Origin of the sequence: Streptococcus oralis (genome assembly GCF_964238205.1) — a bacterium.
Taxonomy (GTDB): Bacteria; Bacillota; Bacilli; order Lactobacillales; family Streptococcaceae; genus Streptococcus; species Streptococcus oralis_CZ.
On sequence record NZ_CAXSLF010000001.1, the window covers coordinates 549,056 to 572,030 of the forward strand.

At 39.5% G+C, this 22,975-nt stretch carries 28 protein-coding genes and 1 pseudogene; 5 read left to right on the forward strand and 24 right to left on the reverse strand.

Annotated features, from left to right (window positions below):
- Positions 1-56: 56 nt before the first annotated feature.
- The 19 genes and pseudogenes from ACESOD_RS02820 to ACESOD_RS02910 form a co-directional block, all read right to left on the reverse strand.
- Positions 57-341: a GIY-YIG nuclease family protein gene (locus ACESOD_RS02820; protein ID WP_000349621.1), complete on the reverse strand. Its 285-nt coding sequence runs from the start codon at positions 339-341 to the stop codon at positions 57-59.
- On the reverse strand, positions 331-1,077 hold the full coding sequence (locus tag ACESOD_RS02825) for a tRNA1(Val) (adenine(37)-N6)-methyltransferase (protein WP_223139988.1): 747 nt from the start codon (positions 1,075-1,077) through the stop codon (positions 331-333). Before ACESOD_RS02825 ends, ACESOD_RS02820 begins: the two co-directional genes overlap by 11 nt.
- 49 nt (positions 1,078-1,126) lie before the next feature.
- Entirely contained in the window at positions 1,127-1,489 is a 363-nt protein-coding gene (locus ACESOD_RS02830) for a S1 RNA-binding domain-containing protein (protein WP_373093876.1), read from the reverse strand.
- A 1-nt stretch (position 1,490) separates the two neighbouring features.
- On the reverse strand, positions 1,491-2,891 hold the full coding sequence (locus ACESOD_RS02835; protein ID WP_373093878.1) for a bifunctional Cof-type HAD-IIB family hydrolase/peptidylprolyl isomerase: 1,401 nt from the start codon (positions 2,889-2,891) through the stop codon (positions 1,491-1,493).
- An 81-nt stretch (positions 2,892-2,972) separates the two neighbouring features.
- A pseudogene (locus tag ACESOD_RS02840) lies at positions 2,973-3,482 on the reverse strand (GNAT family N-acetyltransferase).
- Between the two features lie 245 nt (positions 3,483-3,727).
- Positions 3,728-3,967, reverse strand: a complete 240-nt coding sequence (gene rpsR / locus ACESOD_RS02845; protein ID WP_000068664.1) for a 30S ribosomal protein S18 — start codon at positions 3,965-3,967, stop codon at positions 3,728-3,730.
- A 32-nt stretch (positions 3,968-3,999) separates the two neighbouring features.
- The gene (gene ssbA / locus ACESOD_RS02850; protein ID WP_000609604.1) at positions 4,000-4,470 is read right to left on the reverse strand and encodes a single-stranded DNA-binding protein SsbA; all 471 of its coding nucleotides are present in this window, start codon (positions 4,468-4,470) and stop codon (positions 4,000-4,002) included.
- Between the two features lie 11 nt (positions 4,471-4,481).
- On the reverse strand, positions 4,482-4,772 hold the full coding sequence (gene rpsF, locus ACESOD_RS02855) for a 30S ribosomal protein S6 (protein ID WP_001151786.1): 291 nt from the start codon (positions 4,770-4,772) through the stop codon (positions 4,482-4,484).
- Positions 4,773-4,900: 128 nt separating this feature from the next.
- Entirely contained in the window at positions 4,901-5,557 is a 657-nt protein-coding gene (locus tag ACESOD_RS02860) for a CBS domain-containing protein (RefSeq protein WP_373093879.1), read from the reverse strand.
- 324 nt (positions 5,558-5,881) lie between these two features.
- The gene (locus ACESOD_RS02865) at positions 5,882-6,592 is read right to left on the reverse strand and encodes an ABC transporter ATP-binding protein (protein WP_000062228.1); all 711 of its coding nucleotides are present in this window, start codon (positions 6,590-6,592) and stop codon (positions 5,882-5,884) included.
- Positions 6,592-7,356, reverse strand: coding sequence for an ABC transporter ATP-binding protein (locus ACESOD_RS02870; RefSeq protein WP_373093881.1), 765 nt, complete (start codon positions 7,354-7,356; stop codon positions 6,592-6,594). Before ACESOD_RS02870 ends, ACESOD_RS02865 begins: the two co-directional genes overlap by 1 nt.
- Entirely contained in the window at positions 7,356-8,312 is a 957-nt protein-coding gene (locus ACESOD_RS02875) for a branched-chain amino acid ABC transporter permease (protein WP_000662278.1), read from the reverse strand. Before ACESOD_RS02875 ends, ACESOD_RS02870 begins: the two co-directional genes overlap by 1 nt.
- Before the next feature lie 3 nt (positions 8,313-8,315).
- Positions 8,316-9,185, reverse strand: coding sequence for a branched-chain amino acid ABC transporter permease (locus ACESOD_RS02880; RefSeq protein ID WP_000941435.1), 870 nt, complete (start codon positions 9,183-9,185; stop codon positions 8,316-8,318).
- Between the two features lie 114 nt (positions 9,186-9,299).
- Entirely contained in the window at positions 9,300-10,460 is a 1,161-nt protein-coding gene (locus tag ACESOD_RS02885) for an ABC transporter substrate-binding protein (RefSeq protein WP_049503118.1), read from the reverse strand.
- Positions 10,461-10,548: 88 nt separating this feature from the next.
- The gene (locus ACESOD_RS02890; RefSeq protein WP_060956026.1) at positions 10,549-10,818 is read right to left on the reverse strand and encodes a YlbG family protein; all 270 of its coding nucleotides are present in this window, start codon (positions 10,816-10,818) and stop codon (positions 10,549-10,551) included.
- A gap of 75 nt (positions 10,819-10,893) precedes the next feature.
- Positions 10,894-11,484, reverse strand: coding sequence for an ATP-dependent Clp protease proteolytic subunit ClpP (gene clpP, locus ACESOD_RS02895; protein WP_060956027.1), 591 nt, complete (start codon positions 11,482-11,484; stop codon positions 10,894-10,896).
- Between the two features lie 172 nt (positions 11,485-11,656).
- Positions 11,657-12,286, reverse strand: a complete 630-nt coding sequence (gene upp / locus ACESOD_RS02900; RefSeq protein ID WP_000517029.1) for a uracil phosphoribosyltransferase — start codon at positions 12,284-12,286, stop codon at positions 11,657-11,659.
- An 89-nt stretch (positions 12,287-12,375) separates the two neighbouring features.
- The gene (locus tag ACESOD_RS02905) at positions 12,376-12,843 is read right to left on the reverse strand and encodes a deoxycytidylate deaminase (protein WP_070459083.1); all 468 of its coding nucleotides are present in this window, start codon (positions 12,841-12,843) and stop codon (positions 12,376-12,378) included.
- A gap of 18 nt (positions 12,844-12,861) precedes the next feature.
- The gene (locus ACESOD_RS02910) at positions 12,862-13,419 is read right to left on the reverse strand and encodes a TetR/AcrR family transcriptional regulator (RefSeq protein ID WP_373093885.1); all 558 of its coding nucleotides are present in this window, start codon (positions 13,417-13,419) and stop codon (positions 12,862-12,864) included.
- A gap of 124 nt (positions 13,420-13,543) precedes the next feature.
- On the opposite strand from ACESOD_RS02910, the gene ACESOD_RS02915 reads away from it, so the two are divergent.
- The 4 genes from ACESOD_RS02915 (at position 13,544) to ACESOD_RS02930 (ending at position 16,821) form a co-directional block, all read left to right on the forward strand.
- A complete protein-coding gene (locus tag ACESOD_RS02915; RefSeq protein ID WP_373093887.1) occupies positions 13,544-14,389 on the forward strand; it encodes a DegV family protein in 846 nt (281 codons plus the stop codon).
- 227 nt (positions 14,390-14,616) lie between these two features.
- Positions 14,617-15,795: an NAD(P)/FAD-dependent oxidoreductase gene (locus ACESOD_RS02920; protein WP_373093889.1), complete on the forward strand. Its 1,179-nt coding sequence runs from the start codon at positions 14,617-14,619 to the stop codon at positions 15,793-15,795.
- Positions 15,796-15,833: 38 nt separating this feature from the next.
- Positions 15,834-16,355, forward strand: a complete 522-nt coding sequence (locus ACESOD_RS02925) for a DUF1697 domain-containing protein (protein WP_049508826.1) — start codon at positions 15,834-15,836, stop codon at positions 16,353-16,355.
- 10 nt (positions 16,356-16,365) lie between these two features.
- Entirely contained in the window at positions 16,366-16,821 is a 456-nt protein-coding gene (locus tag ACESOD_RS02930; protein ID WP_373093891.1) for an 8-oxo-dGTP diphosphatase, read from the forward strand.
- A gap of 32 nt (positions 16,822-16,853) precedes the next feature.
- Here the strand turns inward: ACESOD_RS02930 and ACESOD_RS02935 are convergent, their stop codons facing one another.
- On the reverse strand, positions 16,854-17,594 hold the full coding sequence (locus tag ACESOD_RS02935) for a MerR family transcriptional regulator (RefSeq protein WP_373093892.1): 741 nt from the start codon (positions 17,592-17,594) through the stop codon (positions 16,854-16,856).
- Positions 17,595-17,824: 230 nt separating this feature from the next.
- Between ACESOD_RS02935 and ACESOD_RS02940 the strand changes: the two genes are divergently transcribed.
- A complete protein-coding gene (locus tag ACESOD_RS02940) occupies positions 17,825-19,165 on the forward strand; it encodes a sodium-dependent transporter (protein ID WP_373093894.1) in 1,341 nt (446 codons plus the stop codon).
- A 42-nt stretch (positions 19,166-19,207) separates the two neighbouring features.
- Here the strand turns inward: ACESOD_RS02940 and manA are convergent, their stop codons facing one another.
- From manA to ACESOD_RS02960, 4 genes are all read right to left on the reverse strand, one after another.
- Complete coding sequence (gene manA / locus ACESOD_RS02945; RefSeq protein ID WP_373093896.1) at positions 19,208-20,152, reverse strand: mannose-6-phosphate isomerase, class I; 945 nt, start codon at positions 20,150-20,152, stop codon at positions 19,208-19,210.
- 120 nt (positions 20,153-20,272) lie between these two features.
- Entirely contained in the window at positions 20,273-21,712 is a 1,440-nt protein-coding gene (locus ACESOD_RS02950; protein ID WP_373093897.1) for a 6-phospho-beta-glucosidase, read from the reverse strand.
- Positions 21,713-21,883: 171 nt separating this feature from the next.
- Positions 21,884-22,462 (reverse strand): DUF3592 domain-containing protein, encoded by a 579-nt coding sequence (locus tag ACESOD_RS02955; RefSeq protein WP_373093899.1) that lies wholly within the window; start codon positions 22,460-22,462, stop codon positions 21,884-21,886.
- Between the two features lie 143 nt (positions 22,463-22,605).
- Positions 22,606-22,953 (reverse strand): VOC family protein, encoded by a 348-nt coding sequence (locus tag ACESOD_RS02960; RefSeq protein WP_373093900.1) that lies wholly within the window; start codon positions 22,951-22,953, stop codon positions 22,606-22,608.
- Positions 22,954-22,975: the final 22 nt, after the last annotated feature.

The following is a 22,975-nucleotide window of genomic DNA, read 5'->3' on the forward strand; positions in this document are numbered from 1 at the left end:
ATTGTAGCATTTTTTTCAATTTTTGACAAAAGTAAGAGGAGCCAAAGAACTCCCCTCTACTCTTCAAAATGACCGAGTAAATTTTCCTCTTGGTTTTCAGATAAAAATCTTTCCTTTTGCACTCTCTTCTTACGTTTGAGAAGGGCTTCAGCAGACATGGCTTCTTCCTTACTATCGAAACCTTGAACATAGATGAGTTTTACTGGCAACCGAGCTCGTGTGTACTTGGCTCCCTTACCACTATTGTGAACAGCTATTCTTTTTTTGACATCCGTTGTATAACCAGTATAGTAGGAACCATCCCGACACTCAACTACATACATATAAGCTTTATGATCCATAATAGATTTCTTGAATCTCTGGAGTATAGGAACCATCATCATTATGAACAATGAGTGGTGGCAGAACCTTAAAACCACTAGTGGAGCCGTCCTTAATAGCCTCGATCAAAAGCATATTGGCTTCCTTCTCCCGTTTAGGGTAGACAAATTGCAGACGCTTTGGAGCCAAATTGTGTTGTTGAAGCGTGTCTAAAATATCTAACAATCGATCAGGACGATGGACCATGGCTAAACGCCCATTGGATTTGAGAATACTTTGGGCACTACGGCAGATTTCCTTGAGATTGGTCGTAATTTCATGCCGAGCCAACAAGTAGTGCTCACTCTCGTTCAGATTAGAATTTGGGTCCACCTTAAAATAGGGAGGATTGCACAAAATCAAATCAACCTTACTCCCCTGAATGTAAGCAGGCATATTTTTCAAATCATCACAGATAACCTGCATCTGCTCTTCCAAGCTATTTAAACGGACTGATCGTTCAGCCATATCTGCCAGGCGTTCCTGGATTTCAACAGACAGAATTTTCGCCTTAGTACGACTACTAGCAAAAAGTCCAACAGCCCCATTCCCAGCACAAAAATCCACTATCAAGCCATTTTTAGGAAAACGAGGAAAGCGTGATAAAAGTACACTATCCACCGAATAGCTGAAAACCTCTCTATTTTGAATAATCTTGATATCTGTAGAAAAGAGTTGATTGATTCTCTCTCCTGATTTTAATAATTCTTCTACCATACTTCTATTATAACAAACTATATTAACATTTCAAGAGAGAAAAAATCAATTAAGACTTTTTCTTATTTAGATTAGAAATAGCTTCTTTGGTCCAGATAGGCATCATGCGAGCCAAAGGAGCAAAGCCATATTTGACACGGTCACTTGAAAAACGTCTCCGTCTTGGCAACTGATGTTTCTCTTCTTCCAAAGTCCGAATGGAAAGACTAGCCTTCCCTGTATATTCGTCCAAATCGACAACCTGAACTTGAACTTCTTCACCGATTTTCAGTACATCATAGATATTCTCAATAAATCCTGTACGAATTTCAGATATATGAATTAACCCTGTAGTACCATTCTCTAATTCTACAAAAGCACCATAGGATTGAATTCCTGTAATTCGCCCAGTTAGCTTATCACCTATTTTCATCTTAGTCCTCGATTTCAATCGTTTCGATGACGACATCTTCAACCGGTCTATCCATAGCACCTGTCTCAACTCCTGCAATAGTATCCAATACAGCGTAAGACTCTTCATCTGCAATTTGACCGAATACTGTGTGACGACCATCTAGGTGAGGAGTTCCACCTTGTTCTGCATAAATCTCAGCAATTGGTTCTGGCCAACCACCACGAGCAATTTCTTTCTTAGAGTATGGCAAGTGTTGGTTCTGCACGATAAAGAACTGGCTACCGTTGGTATTTGGTCCAGCATTGGCCATAGAAAGGGCTCCGCGGATATTGTAAAGTTCCTCTGAAAATTCGTCTTCAAATGACTCACCATAGATTGATTCGCCACCCATACCAGTACCAGTTGGATCTCCACCTTGAATCATAAAGTCTTTAATAATGCGGTGGAAAATCACACCATCATAGTAACCGTCTTTTGAAAGAGCAACAAAGTTGGCTACTGTTTTGGGAGCCTGTTCAGGGAAAAGCTTGATACGCAAGTCTCCATGATTTGTTTTAATAGTCGCAATCGGACCTTCTGTTGTTTCAATGTCTACTTGTGGCAAATGTAATTCTTTTTCTACCATACCAAATCTTTCTAAGGCATCAAAAATGCCATCTTCTTCTAATGTTTTTGTAATATAATCTGCTTTTTCTTTGATTTTTTCATGAGAATTTCCCATGGCAATGCTGATACCTGCATAATCAAAAAGCTCCAAATCATTGAGTCCGTCCCCAAAGACCATGACATTCTCAGGCTTAAGACCTAAATGTTCTACAACTTTTGCTACACCAGCTGCTTTTGAACCTGAAATTGGTACCACATCTGACGAATGTTCATGCCATCGTACCATACGCAAAGTAGAGGCTGAACTTTCAGGCAAAGTCAGGACATCTCCCTGATCCTCAAAAGTCCACATCTGATAGATATCTTCTTTTTCATGGAAATCTGGATCGACATCTAGGTCAGGATAAATGGGATCTATTGCCTGGCTAATCAAATCTGTTCGAGTGGATAATTTAGCTGTATGACTACCAACTAAACCATAGTCAATCCCCACTTCCTTAGTCCAAGCAATATATTCCTCAACCTTATCTTTAGCGATTTTGTTGCTATAAACAACATTGCCTTTTTTATCCTCAATATAGGCACCATTCAGAGTAACAAAAAAGTCAGGTTTAAGTTCGCTAATCTCTGACACGACACCGAAAATCCCACGACCAGTCGCAATCCCAGTCAAAATATCTTTTTCACGTAATTGTTGAAATACTGTTGGAATTGAGGTTGGGATAAAACCAGTCTTTGAGTTTCGCAAAGTATCATCAATATCAAAAAAGACGATTTTAATCTTCTTTGCCTTGTATTTTAATTTCGCATCCATCTCACTACCTCTTTCAATCTAACTCTTTCCATTATACCATAAAGTAGAGAAATCCCACATCCCCAATAAAATCCTTGTCTCTTATCCAAATTCCTTTACTAGATACAAAACCAAATCATCATTATTTTGGCTAGTTGCATTCATTTCCAAGGGTTGATTTCGATACCAGACACCTGTCCCATCTGGAATGTAGCTCCGTCTGATATACAATCTCTGGGCAGGGCCATAGCCTAAGTGCAAACCTACACCAAGAGTGACCTTACTCGAAACAAACTTGACTCGTTTTTCTGCTTCTTCTAGCAGTTGATTCCCAATCCCTTGATTTCGAAAAGGCTCAAACACATTAAAATCTGATAATTCTGGATAGACTTCTGCAAAAGGACCATGTTTAGCAGAGGGCAAAATGGTAATGTAGCCCGCTACAGCACCCTCAACCTCTGCAACTAAGACTTCTCTCTCCCCACTTTCTTGCTCCTTAAAGTATCAAGTTAAAATCTCCTCTCTACTTGGCCAACCTTGGCTGATAAATCCTCGAGATAGATTTTTTATGTCAGATTCTTGCATTTTTCTAATTGAACTTGTCGTCTTCATAAGCTTCTCCTTTATAGCTTTCTCCTAACATTATAGCACGCCAAGGTCAGAAAAAAACTATCTCTTGAAAAAAGACCCACCCGGGTTTTAATTCGCTTTCTTGTTTTCAAGCTAATGAAAAAGAGGGCCACTCGGACCCAAACTCGCTCTCTCATTTCAAAGCTCGTGAAAAAAGGACCCGTCGGGGTCTTACTCGCTCTCTTGTTTTCAAGCTCGTGAAAAAAAGACCCGTCGGGGTCTTTTCTTTAATCTTCGTTTACGAAAGGCATCAAAGCCATTACGCGAGCGCGTTTGATAGCTGTTGTTACTTTACGTTGGTTTTTAGCTGAAGTTCCTGTTACACGACGAGGAAGGATTTTCCCACGTTCTGAAACGAAACGGCTAAGAAGCTCAGTATCTTTGTAATCAACATATTCAATTTTGTTTGCTGCGATGTAATCAACTTTTTTACGGCGTTTGAATCCGCCACGACGTTGTTGAGCCATGTTTTTTTCTCCTTTATAGTATTAATTGTCCATTAGAATGGTAAATCATCATCTGAAATATCCAAAGGATTTGTTGTTCCGAATGGATTTTCATCACGTGAAAAGTCAGGTACTGATTGAGTAGGTGCTGAATAGTTTGAACTTGGTGCAGAATAAGCTCCACCAGTATGTCCTTCACGCACACTACGACTTTCCAACATTTGGAAATTCTCAGCCACAACTTCCGTCACGTAGACACGTTGTCCTTGCTGGTTATCGTAACTACGAGTCTGAATACGGCCTGTCACCCCGATAAGTGAGCCTTTTTTAGCCCAATTAGCAAGATTTTCAGCCTGTTGGCGCCACATAACGACATTGATAAAATCAGCCTCACGTTCGCCATTTTGACTCTTAAATGTACGGTTTACTGCAAGAGTAAAAGTCGCAACTGCTACATTTGATGGGGTATAACGCAACTCAGCATCACGAGTCATACGCCCTACAAGTACAACATTGTTAATCATAATCTACCTTCTTACGCGTCAGTTTTGACGATCATGTGACGAAGAATGTCAGCGTTGATTTTTGAAAGACGGTCAAACTCTTTAAGAGCTGCATCATCATTTGCTTCAACGTTAACGATGTGGTAAAGTCCTTCGCGGAAATCTTGGATTTCGTATGCAAGACGACGTTTTTCCCATGTTTTTGATTCAACAACAGTTGCACCGTTGTCAGTCAAGATAGAGTCAAAACGTGCTACCAAAGCGTTTTTCGCTTCTTCTTCAATGTTTGGACGAATGATATAAAGAATTTCGTATTTAGCCATTGATATGTTCCTCCTTTTGGTCTAATGACCCCAAGACTTTGCAAGGGGTAAGTGAGGTTTGCTCACAATAAATTATTATACTAGAAAAAAATTTTTTTCGCAAGTAAAAACTGCTTCTATTTTATTTTTTACAGTTTTTTTGCAGAAGTTTGTGTAATTTCTTCAACCTGAATATTCTCAGATTCAAATTTCTGTTTAAAGGTAGCTAGATCAACCATTCCCTCAATTTGAACTTCGATAACAATCTTACCATCTTTACGTGGAATATTAACAGTATGAGAGATATTAAGATTTTCCTCAACGATTAAAGAAACAATCTTACCAAGTACCCCAACTTCATTTTCTGTGATAAAACGAACACGGATTCCCTCTTCGCCATAACCAGAAATTTCAAGAAAGGCTCTGAATACATCACGGTCAGTAATGACACCATAGACTTGTTCATTATCAATAACTGGTAAGATTCCAATCTTATTTTTCAGCATAAGATAGGTTGCATCTTCCAAACTTGCATAACCGGAGACAGTTACAACATTACGAATCATGACGTCTTTTACTTTTGTTTTATTAAGCAAGTAATTCATCTCAAAGATTGAAAGACTCGTTGCTTTTGATGGACTGGCTTCAGCAATTGTTCCTTCTGTTACTAGACCAACTAATTTATCATTTTCAATAACAGGAAGACGATGCAAACCTTGTTCGCGCATCAAGTCTGCTGCATGTGCTACAGTCGTATCTGGGCTAATATATACGATCTTTCGTGTCATAAAATCTTTAACTGCCATAGGAACTCTCCTTTATGTTTATAGCTTTATTATACACTTTTTACGAAAATCAATCAAACGCTTTCATCTCTTTTTCAAGATTCTGAAAACTCTGAAATACTATAAAAAGAGCCCTATATTAGGGCCCTCAATCTTATGATTATGTAATTTGTTTGGCAATCTTTCCCGCAGACTAAGACAATCTTTATCTGCCGACTAAAACAATCCACTGGATTTGATAATTGTCAAACAATCTCTATCCGCCGACTAAAAAGGTCCCCCGGACTAGATGTTAATTGCTGCCGCAATTTTTATCCGCCGACTAAAACAATCCACTGGATTGTTTTAGCCACCTAGATATGCTTTTCTGACTTCATCTGATGCTGCGAGTTCTTTTCCTGTTCCTGATAGGACAATCTTTCCTGTTTCAAGAACATAGCCTCGATCTGCGATGGCAAGTGCCTTATTGGCATTTTGCTCAATCAAAAGAACGGTCGTACCTTGTTTTTGAATATCTTGGATGATATCAAAAATTTCTTGGATAAAAATTGGAGCAAGCCCCATTGATGGTTCATCTAAGAGAAGAAGTTTAGGCGTTGACATAAGCGCACGTCCCATAGCAAGCATCTGCTGTTCACCACCTGATAGGGTAGCTGCATCTTGGTTTTTACGTTCTTCTAAACGCGGGAAACGTGAAAATACTTTTTTCAGATTTGCTTGATTTTCTTCACGATTCTTCTTAAGGAAGGCTCCCATTTCCAAGTTTTCCATAACTGTCAAACCAGGGAAGACGTGACGTCCTTCTGGTACTTGAGAAAGTCCTGATGCCACAATTTTTTGTGCAGGCATCTTTTGGATTTCTTGTCCTAAAAATTCAATCCGACCAGAACTTGGACGAACAAGGCCTGATAAGGTACGAAGGATGGTTGTTTTACCAGCACCGTTTGCACCGATAAGGGAAACAACTTCTCCTTCATTTACTTCAAAGCTCACATCACGTACAGCTTGAATCATACCATAGTGTACTGAGAGGTTTTCAACTTTTAACATAGACATTAGGCTTCACCTCCAAGATAAGCTTCGATAACACGTTTATTACTCTTGATTTCATCTGGTGTTCCGTGAGCAATCAAACGACCGTACTCAAGAACATAGATACGCTCCGTAACTTCCATAACCAAGTTCATATCATGTTCAATCAGCATGATAGTAATGTTGAATTCATCCTTAATACGACGAATCAACTCAGTCAATTCTGCAGTTTCTTGTGGATTCATACCCGCTGCAGGCTCATCCAAGAAGAGGATTTTAGGTTCTGTAGCAAGAGCACGAACAATCTCTAAACGACGTTGTTGACCATAGGCTAAATTTTTAGCTAGAGTTTCAGCATCTCCATCCAAATCAAAGATTTTTAGTAATTCTACGGCTTTAGCTTTCAATTCTTTTTCATTCTTATAAAAAGCTGGTAAGCGCAAGAAACTTGCAAAAACATGTTGTTTATGATGATTGCTAAATGCAATCAGAACGTTATCCAAAACTGTCAAGTCTTTAAAAAGGCGGATATTTTGGAAGGTACGCCCTAAACCAAGAGATGCGATTTTATAGGGTTGCTTGCTATTTAACAAGTGACCATCCAAGGTTACTGTTCCTTCGCTTGGTTCATAAACACCTGTCAACAAGTTGAAGAGGGTTGTTTTCCCAGCACCATTCGGTCCAATCAAACCAACAAGTTCACCTTCGTTCAATTCGAGAGTTACATCTCCAACAGCTGTCAGACCACCAAAATGTTTGGTTAAATTTTTTACTTCAAGCAATGCCATTAGTTTTGTCCCTCCTTCTTACCTTTTTTAAAGAGACGTGATAGGCTCAATTCCCAAGTCCCAAGAAGACCACCTGGTCTGAAGATCATAACGAGTACTAAGGCCAAAGCATAGATAATCATACGAACGCTGGCCACATCTTGAAGGAGCATGTTCAAGATTCCAAGCACGATTGCAGCAACAATTGCCCCTGTAATGGATCCTAAACCACCAAATACAACGATAATCAATACATTGATAGAGTTGATGAACGTATAATCTTTTGGTACGACTGATCCGATAAATCCTGACTGAAGAGTACCAGCGATACTTGCAGTAACAGCACCAAAAACAAAAGCGATGATTTTAATTTTTGTAGTATTTACCCCTACTGACTCAGCAGCAATCTCATCTTCACGAACAGATAAAGTTAAACGACCGATAGGACTACGAAGGAAATTGAGAGTAGCAATCGTTGTAATCACAGCAAAGAAATATACCATTTGCCAAGTTGTAAAGTTAGGAATCCCCAAAATACCAGCAGCACCGTTTGTAAGGCTTCCACCATTAATAATGAAGATACGAATAATTTCAGCAACACCAAGTGTCGCAACCGCAAGATAATCCCCTTTCAAGCGTAGGGTAGGAATTCCAACGACCAAGGCAACCAGACCAGCAATGATTGCACCGAGCAACATAGCTCCAAAGAATGCACCATAAGTTGGAGATTTTGATCCGATAATGGCTGCTGCATAGGCACCAATAGCCATAAATCCAGCATGTCCAAGTGAAAACTGACCAGAGAACCCAACGATAAGGTTAAGACCTACTGCTAGAATAATGTTGATACCGATTTGTTCAATAATCTGAATATGGAAAAGGTTCAAGACTCCTACAGAAACCAATAGGCTAATCAAACCATATCCAAGCAACAAAAGGAATAACCATAGAATATTAACTTTTAAATTTTCTTTCATTGTTTACACCTTCTCTTTCACATTCTTACCGAGGATACCAGCTGGGCGAACAATCAAGATTAAGAGCAAGATTCCATACACGATGGCATCACGGAAATCTGACATTCCGAAGGCGGTAGCAAATGTCTCCAAAAGACCAATAACAAAGCCACCCAGAGCTGCACCAGGGATAATTCCGATACCACCAAGAACGGCAGCCACGAATGATTTTATACCTGGAGTCATTCCCATCAATGGTTCAAGAGAGTTATAGTAAAGCGCAATCAAGACACCCGCTGCACCAGCTAGAGCTGAACCCAATGCAAAGGTGAAACTGATTGTACGGTTCACGTTAATCCCCATCAGCTGAGCAGCATCACTATCTACAGAAACGGCACGCATGGCTTTCCCCATCTTGGTTTTTTGTACGATGAGTTGTAGAAGAACCATCAAAACAAGTGAGACAGTCAAAATCAACAATTGAATATTTGTTAGACTGATTGGTCCCAAGTCATAACGCACTGTTTGGATTGCTTGAGGAAAGGCACGTGTATTGGCACCTACCAGATAGACCATTCCATACTCCAGTAAGAAGGATACCCCGATAGCTGTAATCAATACAGAGATTCGAGTTGAATGACGTAATGGACGATAAGCTAGGAACTCAATGATAACACCGAGAATCGCTGTACCGATCATCGATAAGATCAAGGCAACAAAGAAATTTAATTGCAAGGAATTAATCAAAAAATAACCCATAAAAGCCCCCATCATGTAAATATCACCATGGGCAAAGTTAATGAGCTTGATAATTCCATAAACCATAGTATAACCTAGGGCTAGTAGCGCATAGACACTACCCAAGATTAGACCATTGACAAGTTGTTGAAGCATATGGTTCACTCTTTCTAATTATTATTTTTAGGATTTTTATAAAAAAATAATCCTTTCATAAACACCGAAACAGGGAGTGAGTAAAAGCTCATTCCCCATTTACAATATCTATAATTATGGTTTTACGACTTCTGCCGCTTCTACTTTACCATTATTCATGGTCATCATGAAGGCTGTTTTCACAGTGTTGTGATCTGCATCAAAGCTTGTTTGACCTGTAACACCTTCGAAGTTTTGTGTTTTAGCAAGATTGTTCTTGATATCAACTGAAGTTTTAGCCCCTTTTGCTGCATTAGCTACAAGGTAAACTGAGTCATAAGCAAGAGCTGCAAATGTTGAAGGATCTTCGTTGTATTTTGCACGGTAAGCTTCAAGGAAGGCTTTTGCCTTATCTGAAACCTCTACAGTAGTTGAGAAACCTGAGATGAAGTAGATATTTGATGCTCGTTCAGCAGTTGCTTGTTGAACAAATTCTGCACCGTTGAATCCATCACCACCGATGATTGGTTTATCAATTCCCATACCACGAGCTTGGTTTACAATCTTACCAGCTTCTGTATAGTAACCTGGCAATACGATTGCATCAAAGTCTTTATCTTTGATTTTTGTCAAAGCTGCTTGGAAGTCAGTGTCACCTGATACAAATGTTTCATCTGCTACGATTTCGCCTGAGAATGAATCACGGAATGATTTTGCAATTCCTTTAGCGTAGTCACTTGAGTTATCTGTATATAAGACTACTTTCTTAGCGTTCAACTTGTTTGTAACATAGTTAGAAATGATTTTCCCTTGGAAGCTATCTTGGAATGTTCCGATGAAAAGGAAATCTTGACCTTTTGTCAAACCATCTTGAGTAGCACTTGGAGAAATCAATGGAACTCCAGCTTGTGTAGCATTTGCTACTGCTGCTGCAGTTGCACCTGAAGTTGCAGGTCCTACGATAGCTGCTACTTTAGATTGAGTAACAAGGTTTGTTGAAACTGAAGCAGCTTCAGCAGTTTCAGATTTGTTATCTTTGTCTACTACTTCGATTTGTTTTCCATCGATACCACCTGCTGCGTTAATTTCATCAACTGCAAGTTGGGCACCTTTTTGTTCAGATGTACCGTAAGATGCTACAGCACCAGTTTCTTCAAAGTTGAAACCAATTTTAACGACTTTCTCATCCACTGGGTTACCAGTTGAGTTTGAAGCTCCTGACTTCACTTCTCCACAAGCTGCTAAAACAGCCACACTTGCAAGAGCTACAAGTGACAAGGCAAATTTTTTCTTCATGTTTATCTCCTTTTAATTTCTTAATTTAAATTACATGTTAAGAATATACCGAATTATCAGAAAATTGTCAACACATTTATCTGAATTTTTACATGATAACGTTTTCGTTATTTCTGTAGAGACTACCAACAAAGGGAGTTTCCAATTCTTGGATATGACATCGTCTCACTTTTTTGACAAATTTCTCTTTTCCTAAACGGCTAACCAGTTCTTCCACTTCTTCTGTTGGGACATAAAGTTGCAGATAACGGTGTTTTTTTGAGTGGTAACAAATATCACCATAATTATCGATTTTTTTTGCATCACGATTATAGTATAGGTAGATAATCAGACCAGACCGATTCTCTTTTTGAAACATATTACAACTTCCTTCTAACAATCTTCTTACTATTATATCAAAAAAAGCAAGCTCAGTCGAGCTTGCTTTAGTAGTTTAATTCAAAGAATTATTAGCCATAATTTCGTCAATAAAACCGTAGTCAAGAGTTTCTTGAGCGCTCATCCAGTAATCACGTTCAGCATCTGCATGGATTTGCTCAACTGATTTACCAGAATTATCTGCAAGAATTTGCTCCAAAGTCTTACGAGTTTTAAGCAAGTGTTCAGCAGCAATCGCCATATCTGTTTGCTGTGTACCACCGCCTGTACCACCCATCGGTTGGTGAATCATGTATTCGGCATTTGGAAGCATGAAACGTTTGCCCTTTGCTCCACTTGAAGCGATGATTGTTCCCATTGAAGCAGCCATCCCCATAACAATGGTTTGGACATCTGCCTTGATAAAGTTCATAGTATCAACGATTGCTAAACCAGCTGATACAGAACCACCTGGAGTATTCACATAAAGGTAGATATCTTTTGTACTATCTTGGGCATCCAAGAAAAGCAATTGGGCGATAACTGAGTTTGCCATATTATCTTCGACTGGTCCAGTCAACATAATGATACGATCTTTTAAAAGACGTGAGTAAATGTCGTATGAACGTTCTCCACGACTTGTTTGTTCAATAACTACAGGAATCATTCATTTCTCCTTCTGATTTCTAAATTTCCTAGTCAAGCGACTTGATACAGGACTATTATATCTTTTTGGTCAAAAAAGGTCAAATTTTTGCTCTATCCTAAAAACAGACACAAAAATTCAACCTCCTTTCTAGACTAAAACTAATGAACAGTTTTAGGGTAAGCTTAGAATTTTACTTAGTTCCGAACAAACGGTCTCCAGCGTCACCAAGACCTGGAACGATATAGCCATGTTCGTTCAAGCGTTCATCCAAAGCTGCTGTAAAGATTTCTACATCTGGGTGAGCTTCTTGAAGAGCTTTTACACCTTCTGGAGCAGATACAAGGCAGACAAATTTGATGTTTGATGCTCCACGTTTTTTGAGGGAATCAACAGCCAAGATTGCAGAACCACCTGTTGCAAGCATAGGGTCAACCACAAAAATTTGACGTTGGTCGATATCTTCAGGTAATTTAACCAAGTATTCTACTGGTTGAAGAGTTTCTTCGTCACGGTACATACCAATATGTCCAACTTTGGCTGCTGGAACCAAGCTCAACAGCCCATCGACCATCCCGATACCCGCACGCAAGATTGGAACAATTGCCAATTTTTTACCAGCCAATTGTTTTTGGACTGTTTTTGTGATAGGTGTTTCGATTTCAACGTCTTCAAGCGGAAGATCACGAAGCACTTCATATCCCATCAACATAGCAATTTCATCTACTAACTCACGAAAAGCTTTTGTAGAAGTGTCTGTGCGACGCAAGATTGACAATTTGTGTTGAATGAGCGGATGATTAATGACTTCAAGTTTTCCCATTTTCTGAATTCCTTCTTTCAATTTATTCTTCTTATTATATCAAAAAATGGTTTAAAAATCCTTCTAAACCATCTATTTTTTTATAATTTCTAAATCAAATCTGCTTCTTGAAGAGCTGCTTGTACTGTCTCAAGTGGTAAATGGGTCAACTCGGTCCCTTTTTCACGATAGAGATACTGGGCGTAGTCGTCCATACGGTACTGGTTAATATAAACGACACGCTCACATCCTACCTGAAGCAATTGCTTGGTGCAGTTGAGACAAGGAAAATGAGTAACGTAAGCTGTAAATCCTTTTGGAACGCCACGTTCGGCTCCTTGTAAAATAGCATTCACCTCTGCATGAAGGGTACGGACACAGTGACCTTCAATCACCAAACAGTCATGGTCAATACAATGTTCTGTTCCAGATACAGAGCCATTATAGCCTGTTGAAATAACCTTATTATCCTTGACTAAAACAGCTCCTACCTTAGCGCGTTTACAGGTTGAACGATTGGCAATCAATAGGGCTTGAGCAGCAAAATACTCATCCCAAGCCAGTCTTTTTTCTGTCATAACTTCTCTCCTCCTGATCTATTTTTTGAAAAATGGCAGGCGTAAATCTGCGATTTTTTCAGCAGGAACCTTCATTCCATCCTTAATCCATTTAAGCAAAACTGATACGATGGCAGAACTCCAAAAAGAATGCAGGTAAGAGCTAACTCCTTTTGATTTTCCATAGTATTTTTCTAAAAAATCTTGCATGGCTTGCACAAAGATTTTTTCCAAGTGGTAGTCCAAGGCAAGCTGAATAACCTTGGCTTCTTTCTTGGCTTCTCTAAAGAGGTGAACCCAAACCAGATAAAGATCCGTTTTGACATCGTAATGACTCAGTTGCTCCATGATATTATGGACACTGCGTTTAAAGACGCTTTCTAAAATCTCTTCTTTGGAGTCATAGTTTCGATAAAAGGCTGCACGAGAAACGCCAGCACGCTTGACTAACTCAGAAATGCTAATCTTTGCCAAGTCCTTTTTCTCCAAAAGTTGCAAGAGAGCCGTTTCGATAGCTTCTCTGGTCAGTAAATTGGATTCTTGATTTGATTTTCTGAGATTTTCTAGGGAATTTTCAGAAATTCTTCGTTCAGCCATAACACTTCCTTTCTACTTGTGACAACAGAGCAATGAGACTTTTGTTTTAAGATTTTTCATGATATAATTGTAAAAAAAGACAGAACCTTTGTCAATGTATAAGTGATAAAGATGGAGAATTTCTATGACTTGGAAGATTGTAGCTGACTCTGGTTGTGATTATCGTCAACTGGCAAATCCAGCAATTGATACCGAATTTATCAGTGTTCCCTTAACCATTCAAGTAGCAGATCAGATCTTTATTGACGATGCTAATCTTGATATCGATCAAATGATGGAAACCATGTATGCAACTTCTGAAGCTTCAAAATCAGCTTGTCCTAGCCCTGATGATTACTTGCGAGCATTCGAAGGTGCCAAACATATTTTTGTAGTGACCATTACCGGAACTCTTTCTGGTAGCCAAAACAGTGCTCAATTAGCTAAGAATCTCTATCTTGAAGAACATCCTGATACTCAGATTCATGTTATCGACAGCTTATCTGCTGGTGGGGAAGTTGACTTAATCGTTAAAAAAATCAATGATTTGATTGACCAAGGGCTTTCTTTTGAAGAAGTGGTTAATGCTATTACTGCTTACCAAGAAAAAACTAAGTTATTGTTTGTTCTCGCTAAGGTTGATAATCTGGTTAAGAATGGTCGCTTGAGTAAACTGATTGGTACAGTTGTTGGGCTCCTCAATATTCGTATGGTTGGGGAAGCAAGTGAAACTGGCACCTTGGAACTCCTCCAAAAGGCTCGTGGTGCTAAAAAATCTCTTCAAGCTGCCTATGAAGAGTTGATCAAAGCTGGCTATGCTGGTGGACGTATCGTCATGGCTCACCGCAGTAATGATAAATTCTGCCAACAGCTCTCAGAACTCTTGCGTGAAAAATTCCCACAAGCTGATATTAAGGTTCTCCCAACTTCTGGCCTCTGCAGTTTTTATGCTGAAGAAGGTGGACTCCTCATGGGATATGAAATTGACTAATTTATATAAGACAGAGGTCGGGATTCAATGTCCCGACCTCAATTTTTATCAGCAATTATCTTTTCTACTGTAGCTGAGTAGACTTTTGTACTGACAATTTCATCTTGTCAATACATAAGTTTGAAGAAGCCACCGGTTTGATAAAGATTCACGGGACTAGGTACTATCATGCAAAACTTGATCTACCGATTTCTGTCCCTCCGTCTTTTTTATGGTACAATACTTTTATGAAATATTTTGACACTATTGTAATCGGGGGAGGCCCAGCTGGTATGATGGCTACGATTTCAAGTAGCTTTTATGGGCAGAAAACACTTCTCATCGAAAAAAATCGAAAACTTGGAAAAAAATTAGCTGGTACTGGTGGTGGGCGCTGCAACGTGACCAATAATGGAACTCTAGACGACCTATTGGCTGGCATCCCTGGAAATGGCCGCTTTCTATACAGTGTCTTTTCCCAGTTTGATAACCATGATATCATCAACTTTTTTACTGAAAATGGCGTAAAACTCAAGGTCGAAGACCATGGCCGCGTCTTTCCAGCCAGTGACAAATCTCGGACCATAATTGAAGCTTTGGAAAAGAAAATTATTGAACTTGGTGGGCAAGTTGCCACTCAAACAGAGATTGTTTCGGTTAAAAAGATTGACGACCAGTTTGTCCTTAAGTCTACAGATCAAACCTTCACTTGTGATAAACTCATTGTTACAACAGGTGGAAAATCCTATCCTTCTACTGGCTCTACTGGTTTTGGTCATGAGATTGCTCGCCATTTCAAACACACCATTACCGAGCTTGAGGCTGCTGAAAGTCCATTGTTGACTGATTTCCCGCATAAGGCCTTGCAGGGGATTTCCCTAGACGATGTAACCCTAAGCTATGGCAAGCATGTCATCACTCATGACCTGCTCTTTACCCACTTTGGTTTGTCAGGACCTGCTGCGCTACGCATGTCTAGCTTTGTCAAGGGTGGGGAAATTCTCTCTCTAGATGTCTTGCCACAACTTTCAGAAAGTGACTTAGTTGACTTTTTAGAAGAGAACCGTGAAAAATCCTTGAAAAATGCCTTAAAAGCTATACTCCCTGAACGCTTGGCAGAATTTTTTGTCCAAGGTTATCCTGAAAAAGTCAAACAACTAACTGAAAGAGAACGCGATCAACTTGTCCAGTCTATCAAGGCACTCAAAATCCCTGTGACAGGAAAAATGTCCTTGGCTAAATCCTTTGTTACCAAAGGAGGTGTTAGTCTCAAGGAAATCAATCCTAAAACGCTGGAAAGCAAACTGGTTCCTGGCCTTCACTTTGCAGGAGAGGTCCTAGATATCAACGCCCACACAGGTGGCTTTAACATCACTTCTGCCCTCTGTACTGGCTGGGTGGCAGGCTCAAACTTAATCTATAAATGATTTAGTATCTAAGGATGTTAGATAAGAAAGGAACTACTTTGGAACATATTATCTTACTAAGGGGAGTTACTCCTAATGGAAAAAATGCTATCCCTAAAATGTCTTATCTAGTAGATATCTTGATAGAGGCTGATTTTCAACACGTTCGAACCTATATTCAAAGCGGGAATATCATTCTTGAAAGTGACTTATCTCTGGAAGAAATACGAGAACAGGTTCACACTCTAATAAAGGAAAAAATTGGTGCTGATTTAAAAATGGTAATCAAGAACAAAAATGATTTTGCAAAAATTGTCCAAGAAAACCCATTTGGAAAACACTATCTTTTTGACCGAATACATGTGATCCTTTTTCAAAATGATATCCAAAGTCTACCATTAGAAAAATTGGATAGTGACTATGGTGAAGAAGAAATTTGTATCGGCAACCATTGTCTTTACCTCTATCTCCCAAGAACTGCAAAACGAAAAAAGCTCAATACCAACTATCTTGAAAAGCTGTTCGGCGTTGATCTGACCATGCGAAAGTTAAACGTGGTAGAAAAATTACTAACAAAATAGGAAAAATAATATGAGCAGAAGAGAATCAGTCGAATTTGTCAACATGTGCTTGATTAAAAATGGGGACAAGGTCCTAGTTCAAGACCGAGTTAGTCCTAACTGGCCTGGCATTACTTTTCCTGGTGGCCATGTTGAACGTGGCGAATCCTTTGTCGATGCTGTCATTCGCGAAGTGAAAGAAGAAACTGGTCTGACCATTTCTAAACCCCAACTCTGTGGTATCAAAGACTGGTATGATGATGCAGATTATCGCTATGTTGTCCTCTTTTACAAAACAGAACACTTTACTGGTGAGCTCCAATCTTCAGACGAAGGAAAAGTCTGGTGGGAGGATTTTGAAAATCTATCTCATCTAAAATTAGCTACTGAAGATATGCATGATATGTTGCGTGTTTTTCTCGAAGAGGACCTCAGTGAATTCTTTTACTACAAGGATGGAGAAGACTGGGCTTACCAACTCAAATAACAGTAAATCGGCAGAGGTCACTCCGCCGATTTTTATTTTGTCTGAGCTCGAACATAGTGGGCAATAACATCTGATGTGTACTGAGCTGTTCCAGATCCAAATTTGTCAATGTTTTCCTTAAACTCTGGATTATAGACATAGCCTTTTCCGATATGACCGAAGACTTCCATAGAACAGTCAAATCCATAAGTACGAATAGCTTGCAAGAGCTTGGCTGCTTCCTCTTGGTTTTCAGATGCTGTTATCGGCAGACCAGATTGTAGATTTTGTGCCAAGGCTTGAAAGACTTGATTAAAGGCTGTTGTAGCTTCATCCTCTCGTCCTTTTTGACGCTCGAGAGCCTGGTCCATGACTTCCTGGCCATATTTTTCTACCGCCTCTTGGTGGTATTTTTGATTGTCTTGATAGCTAAATCCAGTGAATTTTTCTTGAATGGTCATTTTTATTTCTCCTTTTTGTTCTTGAATGGTTTTTTGTAAGGTTGAAATCAAGGTATCCAGATGTTGTCTTTCTCGAGTCAGGTAATCCAACTGTCTCGTCAAATGTGGTAACAAGTCCGTCTTTTCTTCCTTCAATAGCTCTGCTATTTTTTCTAAAGAAAAACCTAGATACTTGTAAAAGAGGATAATCTGTAGTCGTTCTAAATCCTCTTGACTGTAGGTTCGATAGCCGTTTTCTGACTTTAATGGAACCAAAAGTCCAATCTTGTCATAATGGTAGAGGGTCTTGACGGAGACACCTGAAAGTTGCGCAGCTTCTTTGATATGGTACATGATTTCCTCCTCACATAAATAGTATATACCCTCCCCTTTGAGGAGAGTCAAGTATTTTATCATTTTTTTATAAAAACATGAAAATCGCTTTCTTGACAGACTTGAAAAATCATGATAGGATAATCAAGTCTATCAATCAAATAAAAAGCTCATAAAGAGCCATTGAGAGAAGGCTATTTGACAACTCAAGTAGCCTTTTCTTATTTATAAAACTAGATTGGAGTTTAACAATGTCTGAAAAATCGCAATGGGGCTCAAAACTGGGCTTTATCCTTGCATCTGCTGGTTCTGCTATTGGTCTTGGAGCTGTTTGGAAGTTCCCTTATATGACCGCTGCCAATGGTGGGGGAGGTTTCTTACTGGTCTTTCTCATCTCGACACTATTGATTGGATTTCCACTTCTCTTGGCTGAATTTGCCCTCGGTCGGTGCGCTGGCGTGTCAGCAATCAAAACCTTTGGAAAATTGGGTGATAACAAGAACTACAATTTTATCGGTTGGATCGGTGCCTTTGCACTTTTCATCCTCTTATCCTTTTACAGTGTTATTGGGGGATGGGTTTTAGTGTATCTAGGTATCGCTATTGTTAAAGCCTTCCAAGTTGGGATTAGCAGTGATTATGCCCAACTCTTTACAAACATCATTTCAAATCCTTGGATTGCCCTTGGGTCTCAAGCTCTTTTTATCTTCCTCAACATCTTTATTGTATCTAAGGGAGTTCAAAAAGGGATTGAAAGAGCATCTAAGGTCATGATGCCCCTGCTCTTTATCATCTTTGTCATTATTATCGGGCGTTCTCTCAGCTTGCCAAATGCTATGGAAGGTGTCGTATACTTCCTCAAACCTGACTTTTCAAAACTGACAAGCGCCGGACTCCTCTATGCTCTAGGACAGTCATTCTTTGCTTTGTCCCTCGGGGTTACGGCCATGTTGACCTATGCTTCTTACCTAGATAAGAAAACCAATCTGGTCCAATCAGGTGTGTCTATCGTTGCCATGAACATTTCTGTATCGATCATGGCAGGACTAGCTATTTTCCCAGCTATGTCAGCATTTAATATCCAGTCTGAAGGTGGTCCGAGTCTCCTCTTTATCGTCTTGCCCCAACTCTTTGACAAGATGCCTCTTGGAAGTATTTTCTACATCCTCTTCCTCCTGCTTTTCCTCTTTGCGACAGTCACTTCTTCTGTCGTGATGCTGGAAATCAATGTAGGCAACATCACCAATCAGGACAATCGTAAACGTGCTAAGTGGAGTCTTATTTTAGGTATCTTGACCTTTATCTTTGGTATCCCTTCGGCCCTATCCTACGGTGTCATGGCAGACGTTCAAATCTTTGGGAAGACCTTCTTTGATGCCATGGACTTCTTGGTTTCTAATCTTCTCATGCCATTTGGTGCCCTCTGCTTGTCCCTCTTTACAGGATATATTTTCAAAAAAGCATTGGCTATGGAGGAACTCCATCTTGATGAAACACCGTGGAAACAAGGACTTTTCCAAGTCTGGCTCTTCCTCCTTCGTTTTATCATCCCAATTATTATCATCGTGGTCTTTATCGCCCAGTTTATGTAACTATAAAAAAGGACTTGAGTAATGAACTCAGGTCCTTTCTTTTTACGGATGACTAACAATCAATTCCAAATCTTGTCCTTGAAGTGTCCAAGATTCAACATCGCTTGGAAGGATAAAGTGGCTACCTTTTTGAATTGGATATTCCTTACTGTCTACAGTTAGTTTCCCTTGACCAGCTAAGACACTCAACAAGCTATAGTCAGCTGTTTTTTCAAAGTCAACTTTTCCAGTGATTTCCCACTTGTAAACTGCGAAGAATTCATTGGATACAAGGAGAGTTGAACGCAAATCGTCTGCTTTAACGGTTACAGGACGGCTGTTAGCAGGCTCACCAATATTTAGAACATCGATGGATTTTTCAAGATGAAGCTCGCGCAAGTTACCATTATCATCCTTGCGGTCAAAGTCATAGACACGGTAGGTTGTATCACTAGACTGTTGCGTTTCAAGGATCAAGATACCTGCTCCGATAGCATGCATGGTTCCACTTGGAACATAGAAGAAATCCCCAGCTTTTACAGGAACTTTTGTTAACAAGGCATCCCAGTTTTTATCTTCGATTTGCTGACGGAGTTCTTCTTTTGATTTGGCATTGTGGCCGTAAATAATTTCTGAACCCTCATCTGCAGCAATAATGTACCAACATTCTGTTTTTCCGAGTTCGCCCTCATGCTCTAGGCCATAAGCATCATCTGGGTGAACTTGAACACTGAGCCAGTCATTGGCATCAAGGATTTTGGTCAAGAGCGGAAATACAGGTTCTGGACGGTTGCCAAACAACTCACGGTGTTCTGCATACAAAGTAGCGAGGTCTGTTCCTTGATTGCAGCCATTAGCTACCTTAGACACTCCATTTGGATGAGCTGAGATGGCCCAATACTCACCAATCTTTTCATTTGGAATGTCGTAGCCAAACTCATCACGTAGTTTAGTCCCACCCCAGATTTTTTCTTGCATTACAGAATTTAAAAATAACGGTTCTGACATGTTGATCTCCTGTCTGATTTTTCTCCCTTCATTATAGCAAAAAAAGAGTTCTAGTTGAACTCTTTTTCATATCTTATAAAGTAGGGAGAAGATTTTGTAAAAATAGTGAATAAATGTGTTCTACTCAATGCTTGCACCATTACTGGCAATGACATCCTTGTACCAGTAGAAGGACTTCTTCTTGCTACGTTTGAGACTTCCATGACCTTCATTATCACGATCCACATAGATAAAACCATAGCGTTTGTTCATTTCGCCTGTTCCAGCTGAAACTAGATCGATACAACCCCAAGTTGTATAACCAAGCAAGTCTACTCCATCTTGGCATATGGCATCTCGCATAGCCTTGATGTGGGCCTCTAGATAAGCAATCCTATAGTCATCTGCTACATAACCATTCTCATCCGGTGTATCAATAGCACCGAGGCCATTCTCTACGATGAACATGGGCTTTTGGTAACGATCCCAGATGGCATTGAGGGTGATTCGAAGCCCAAGTGGGTCAATCTGCCATCCCCATTCTGAAGATTCAAGATAAGGATTTTTGAGAGAGGCAAAAACATTTCCAGCTGTTAATTCTTTAACTTCTGGATCACCTGAGGCCACTCGACTTGCATAGTAAGAGAAGGAAACAAAGTCAACAGTGTGATTCTTCAACAAGACCAAATCCTCTGCTGTCATTTCAATCTCAATTCCCTCACGTTCCCACTGCTTCTTGGCGTAATTCGGGTATTCCCCACGCGCTTGGACATCAATGAAGAAGTAACTCTTACGGTCTTCCTCCATGGCTGTCCAGTAGTCTCTCGGATGAGCTGTATTGGGATAGTATTGCCCTGCTGCCAACATACATCCAACCTTGTTTTCTGGGTCAATTTCGTGGGCAAGCTTAGTCGCCAGAGCTGAAGCTACCAACTCATGGTGAGCTGCTTGGTATTTGACTCGTTCTTGATTTTCACCTTCTTCGAAACAGAGACCAGCTCCCATAAAGGGTGCATGAAGAATCATATTAATTTCATTAAATGTTAGCCAGTATTTGACCAAACCCTTGTAACGAGTAAAGAGTGTACGACAGAGATTCTCATAGAAGTCCAACATACGACGATTGCGCCAACCACCATACTCAGTAATTAAGTGCATGGGGCAGTCAAAATGCGTGATAGTCACCAGAGGTTGGATTCCATACTTGTGACATTCCTTAAACAAATCCTCATAAAAAGCTAAACCAGCTTCATTTGGCACGCTTTCGTCGCCCTTAGGAAAAATCCGAGTCCAAGCAATGGAAAGCCGATATGTTTTAAAGCCCATTTCTGCAAAAAGCGCAATATCTTCCTTGTAATGATGGTACATATCAATGGCTTCTTTTGCTGGGTAAAAATAGCCCTCCTCAAACGAGAACATCTTTTTCTGACCTGTGATTATGGCTTCACGGTCCTTTCCGATTGGAACAACATCAACATTCGCCAACCCACGACCGTCTAAATTATAAGCACCCTCACATTGATTAGCTGCGGTTGCACCACCCCATAGGAACCCTTCTGGAAATTGCAATTTATCTGTCATCACTTTACCTCGCTTGATTTGATAGTTCTATTATACTATCAAACATTTAAAAAATTCTGAAATATCCCCCAAAATTTTTTTAAGAAAAGTATTTTCTTTATCTTATAAAAAAGCTTCTACGATGAACATAGAAGCCAAATAGGGTAGTTGAAGTATGTATACAAAACTGCTTTATTTCATAAGATTTGGAAGAATGAACATGATAAAGAAAGCTAGAGCAACCATAATAAAAACATTAAGATAGATAAAATATTTTGCCAACCATGCATATCGCCCAGGTCTTAGTGGTCTTTCTACATAGGAATGTTTTGGTTTTTTAGGATCATAATAAACAGCAACTTTTCCACCAATTGGAAAGCGTTCCTTAAGAGGAGATTTTGTAAAAGACAAAAAACTATTCCCCTTAACTTTGTATCTTAAAACTTGTGGAATCTCACCATCTTCGAGATTATCCATTTTTACATCAGATACGATCGAACCCAAGGGAGTACTGATTGTATTTGAAATAGCAGATAGAAATTTAGGCCCTACGACCTTGTATTGGTTTCCATCAACAATGTATTCAACAACTGGGAGACTAATCCCATTATAAAGAGCATAAGAGTATCTAATAATAACTCCTTCGGTTTTTTCCGTACATCTCTTGGCATTTCTATAATTACTCAAGATAAAAAAATCAAACATAAAATAGGTAAAAGCAGCAAAGCCTAAACTCATTAAGCCAAATAATAGAAAGAAAGTAGTTGGCATCATTTTTCTCCTTAAAATATCCTAATGAATTTATTTTAACAGAAATGAAAGAAAAAGACCGGATTGCTCCGATCTTTCAATAGTTCATATTCGCACATTCTTTTTTAAGAATCATTATGGTTAACTTCAAATGACTAAGCGTCCTATTTCATACGATAAAAATCAATCACTAGACCAGCAGGGCCACTTACTAGCAGGGATTCGGTTCCCCAATCAGTTACAACTGGCCCATGTAAAATCTCAATTCCTAATTCTTTCACACGTTTTTGATTCTGTTCCAAATCTTCAACTTCAATGTGTAGAATGATTCCTGACCGAAAATTTTCCAAAGGTATCAAATGGTTTTGTGATAACATGAGGCAGTGGTTACCAATCGTGAACTGAGCAAAACCATCATCAACATAGTCTGCCTTCTTATCCAAAATATGCTCTAAGTCAGCACAGACTTGGGGAACATTTGAAACGATAATATCTAATTGATTTAGATTCATTACTATCCTCCATAAAAAGACC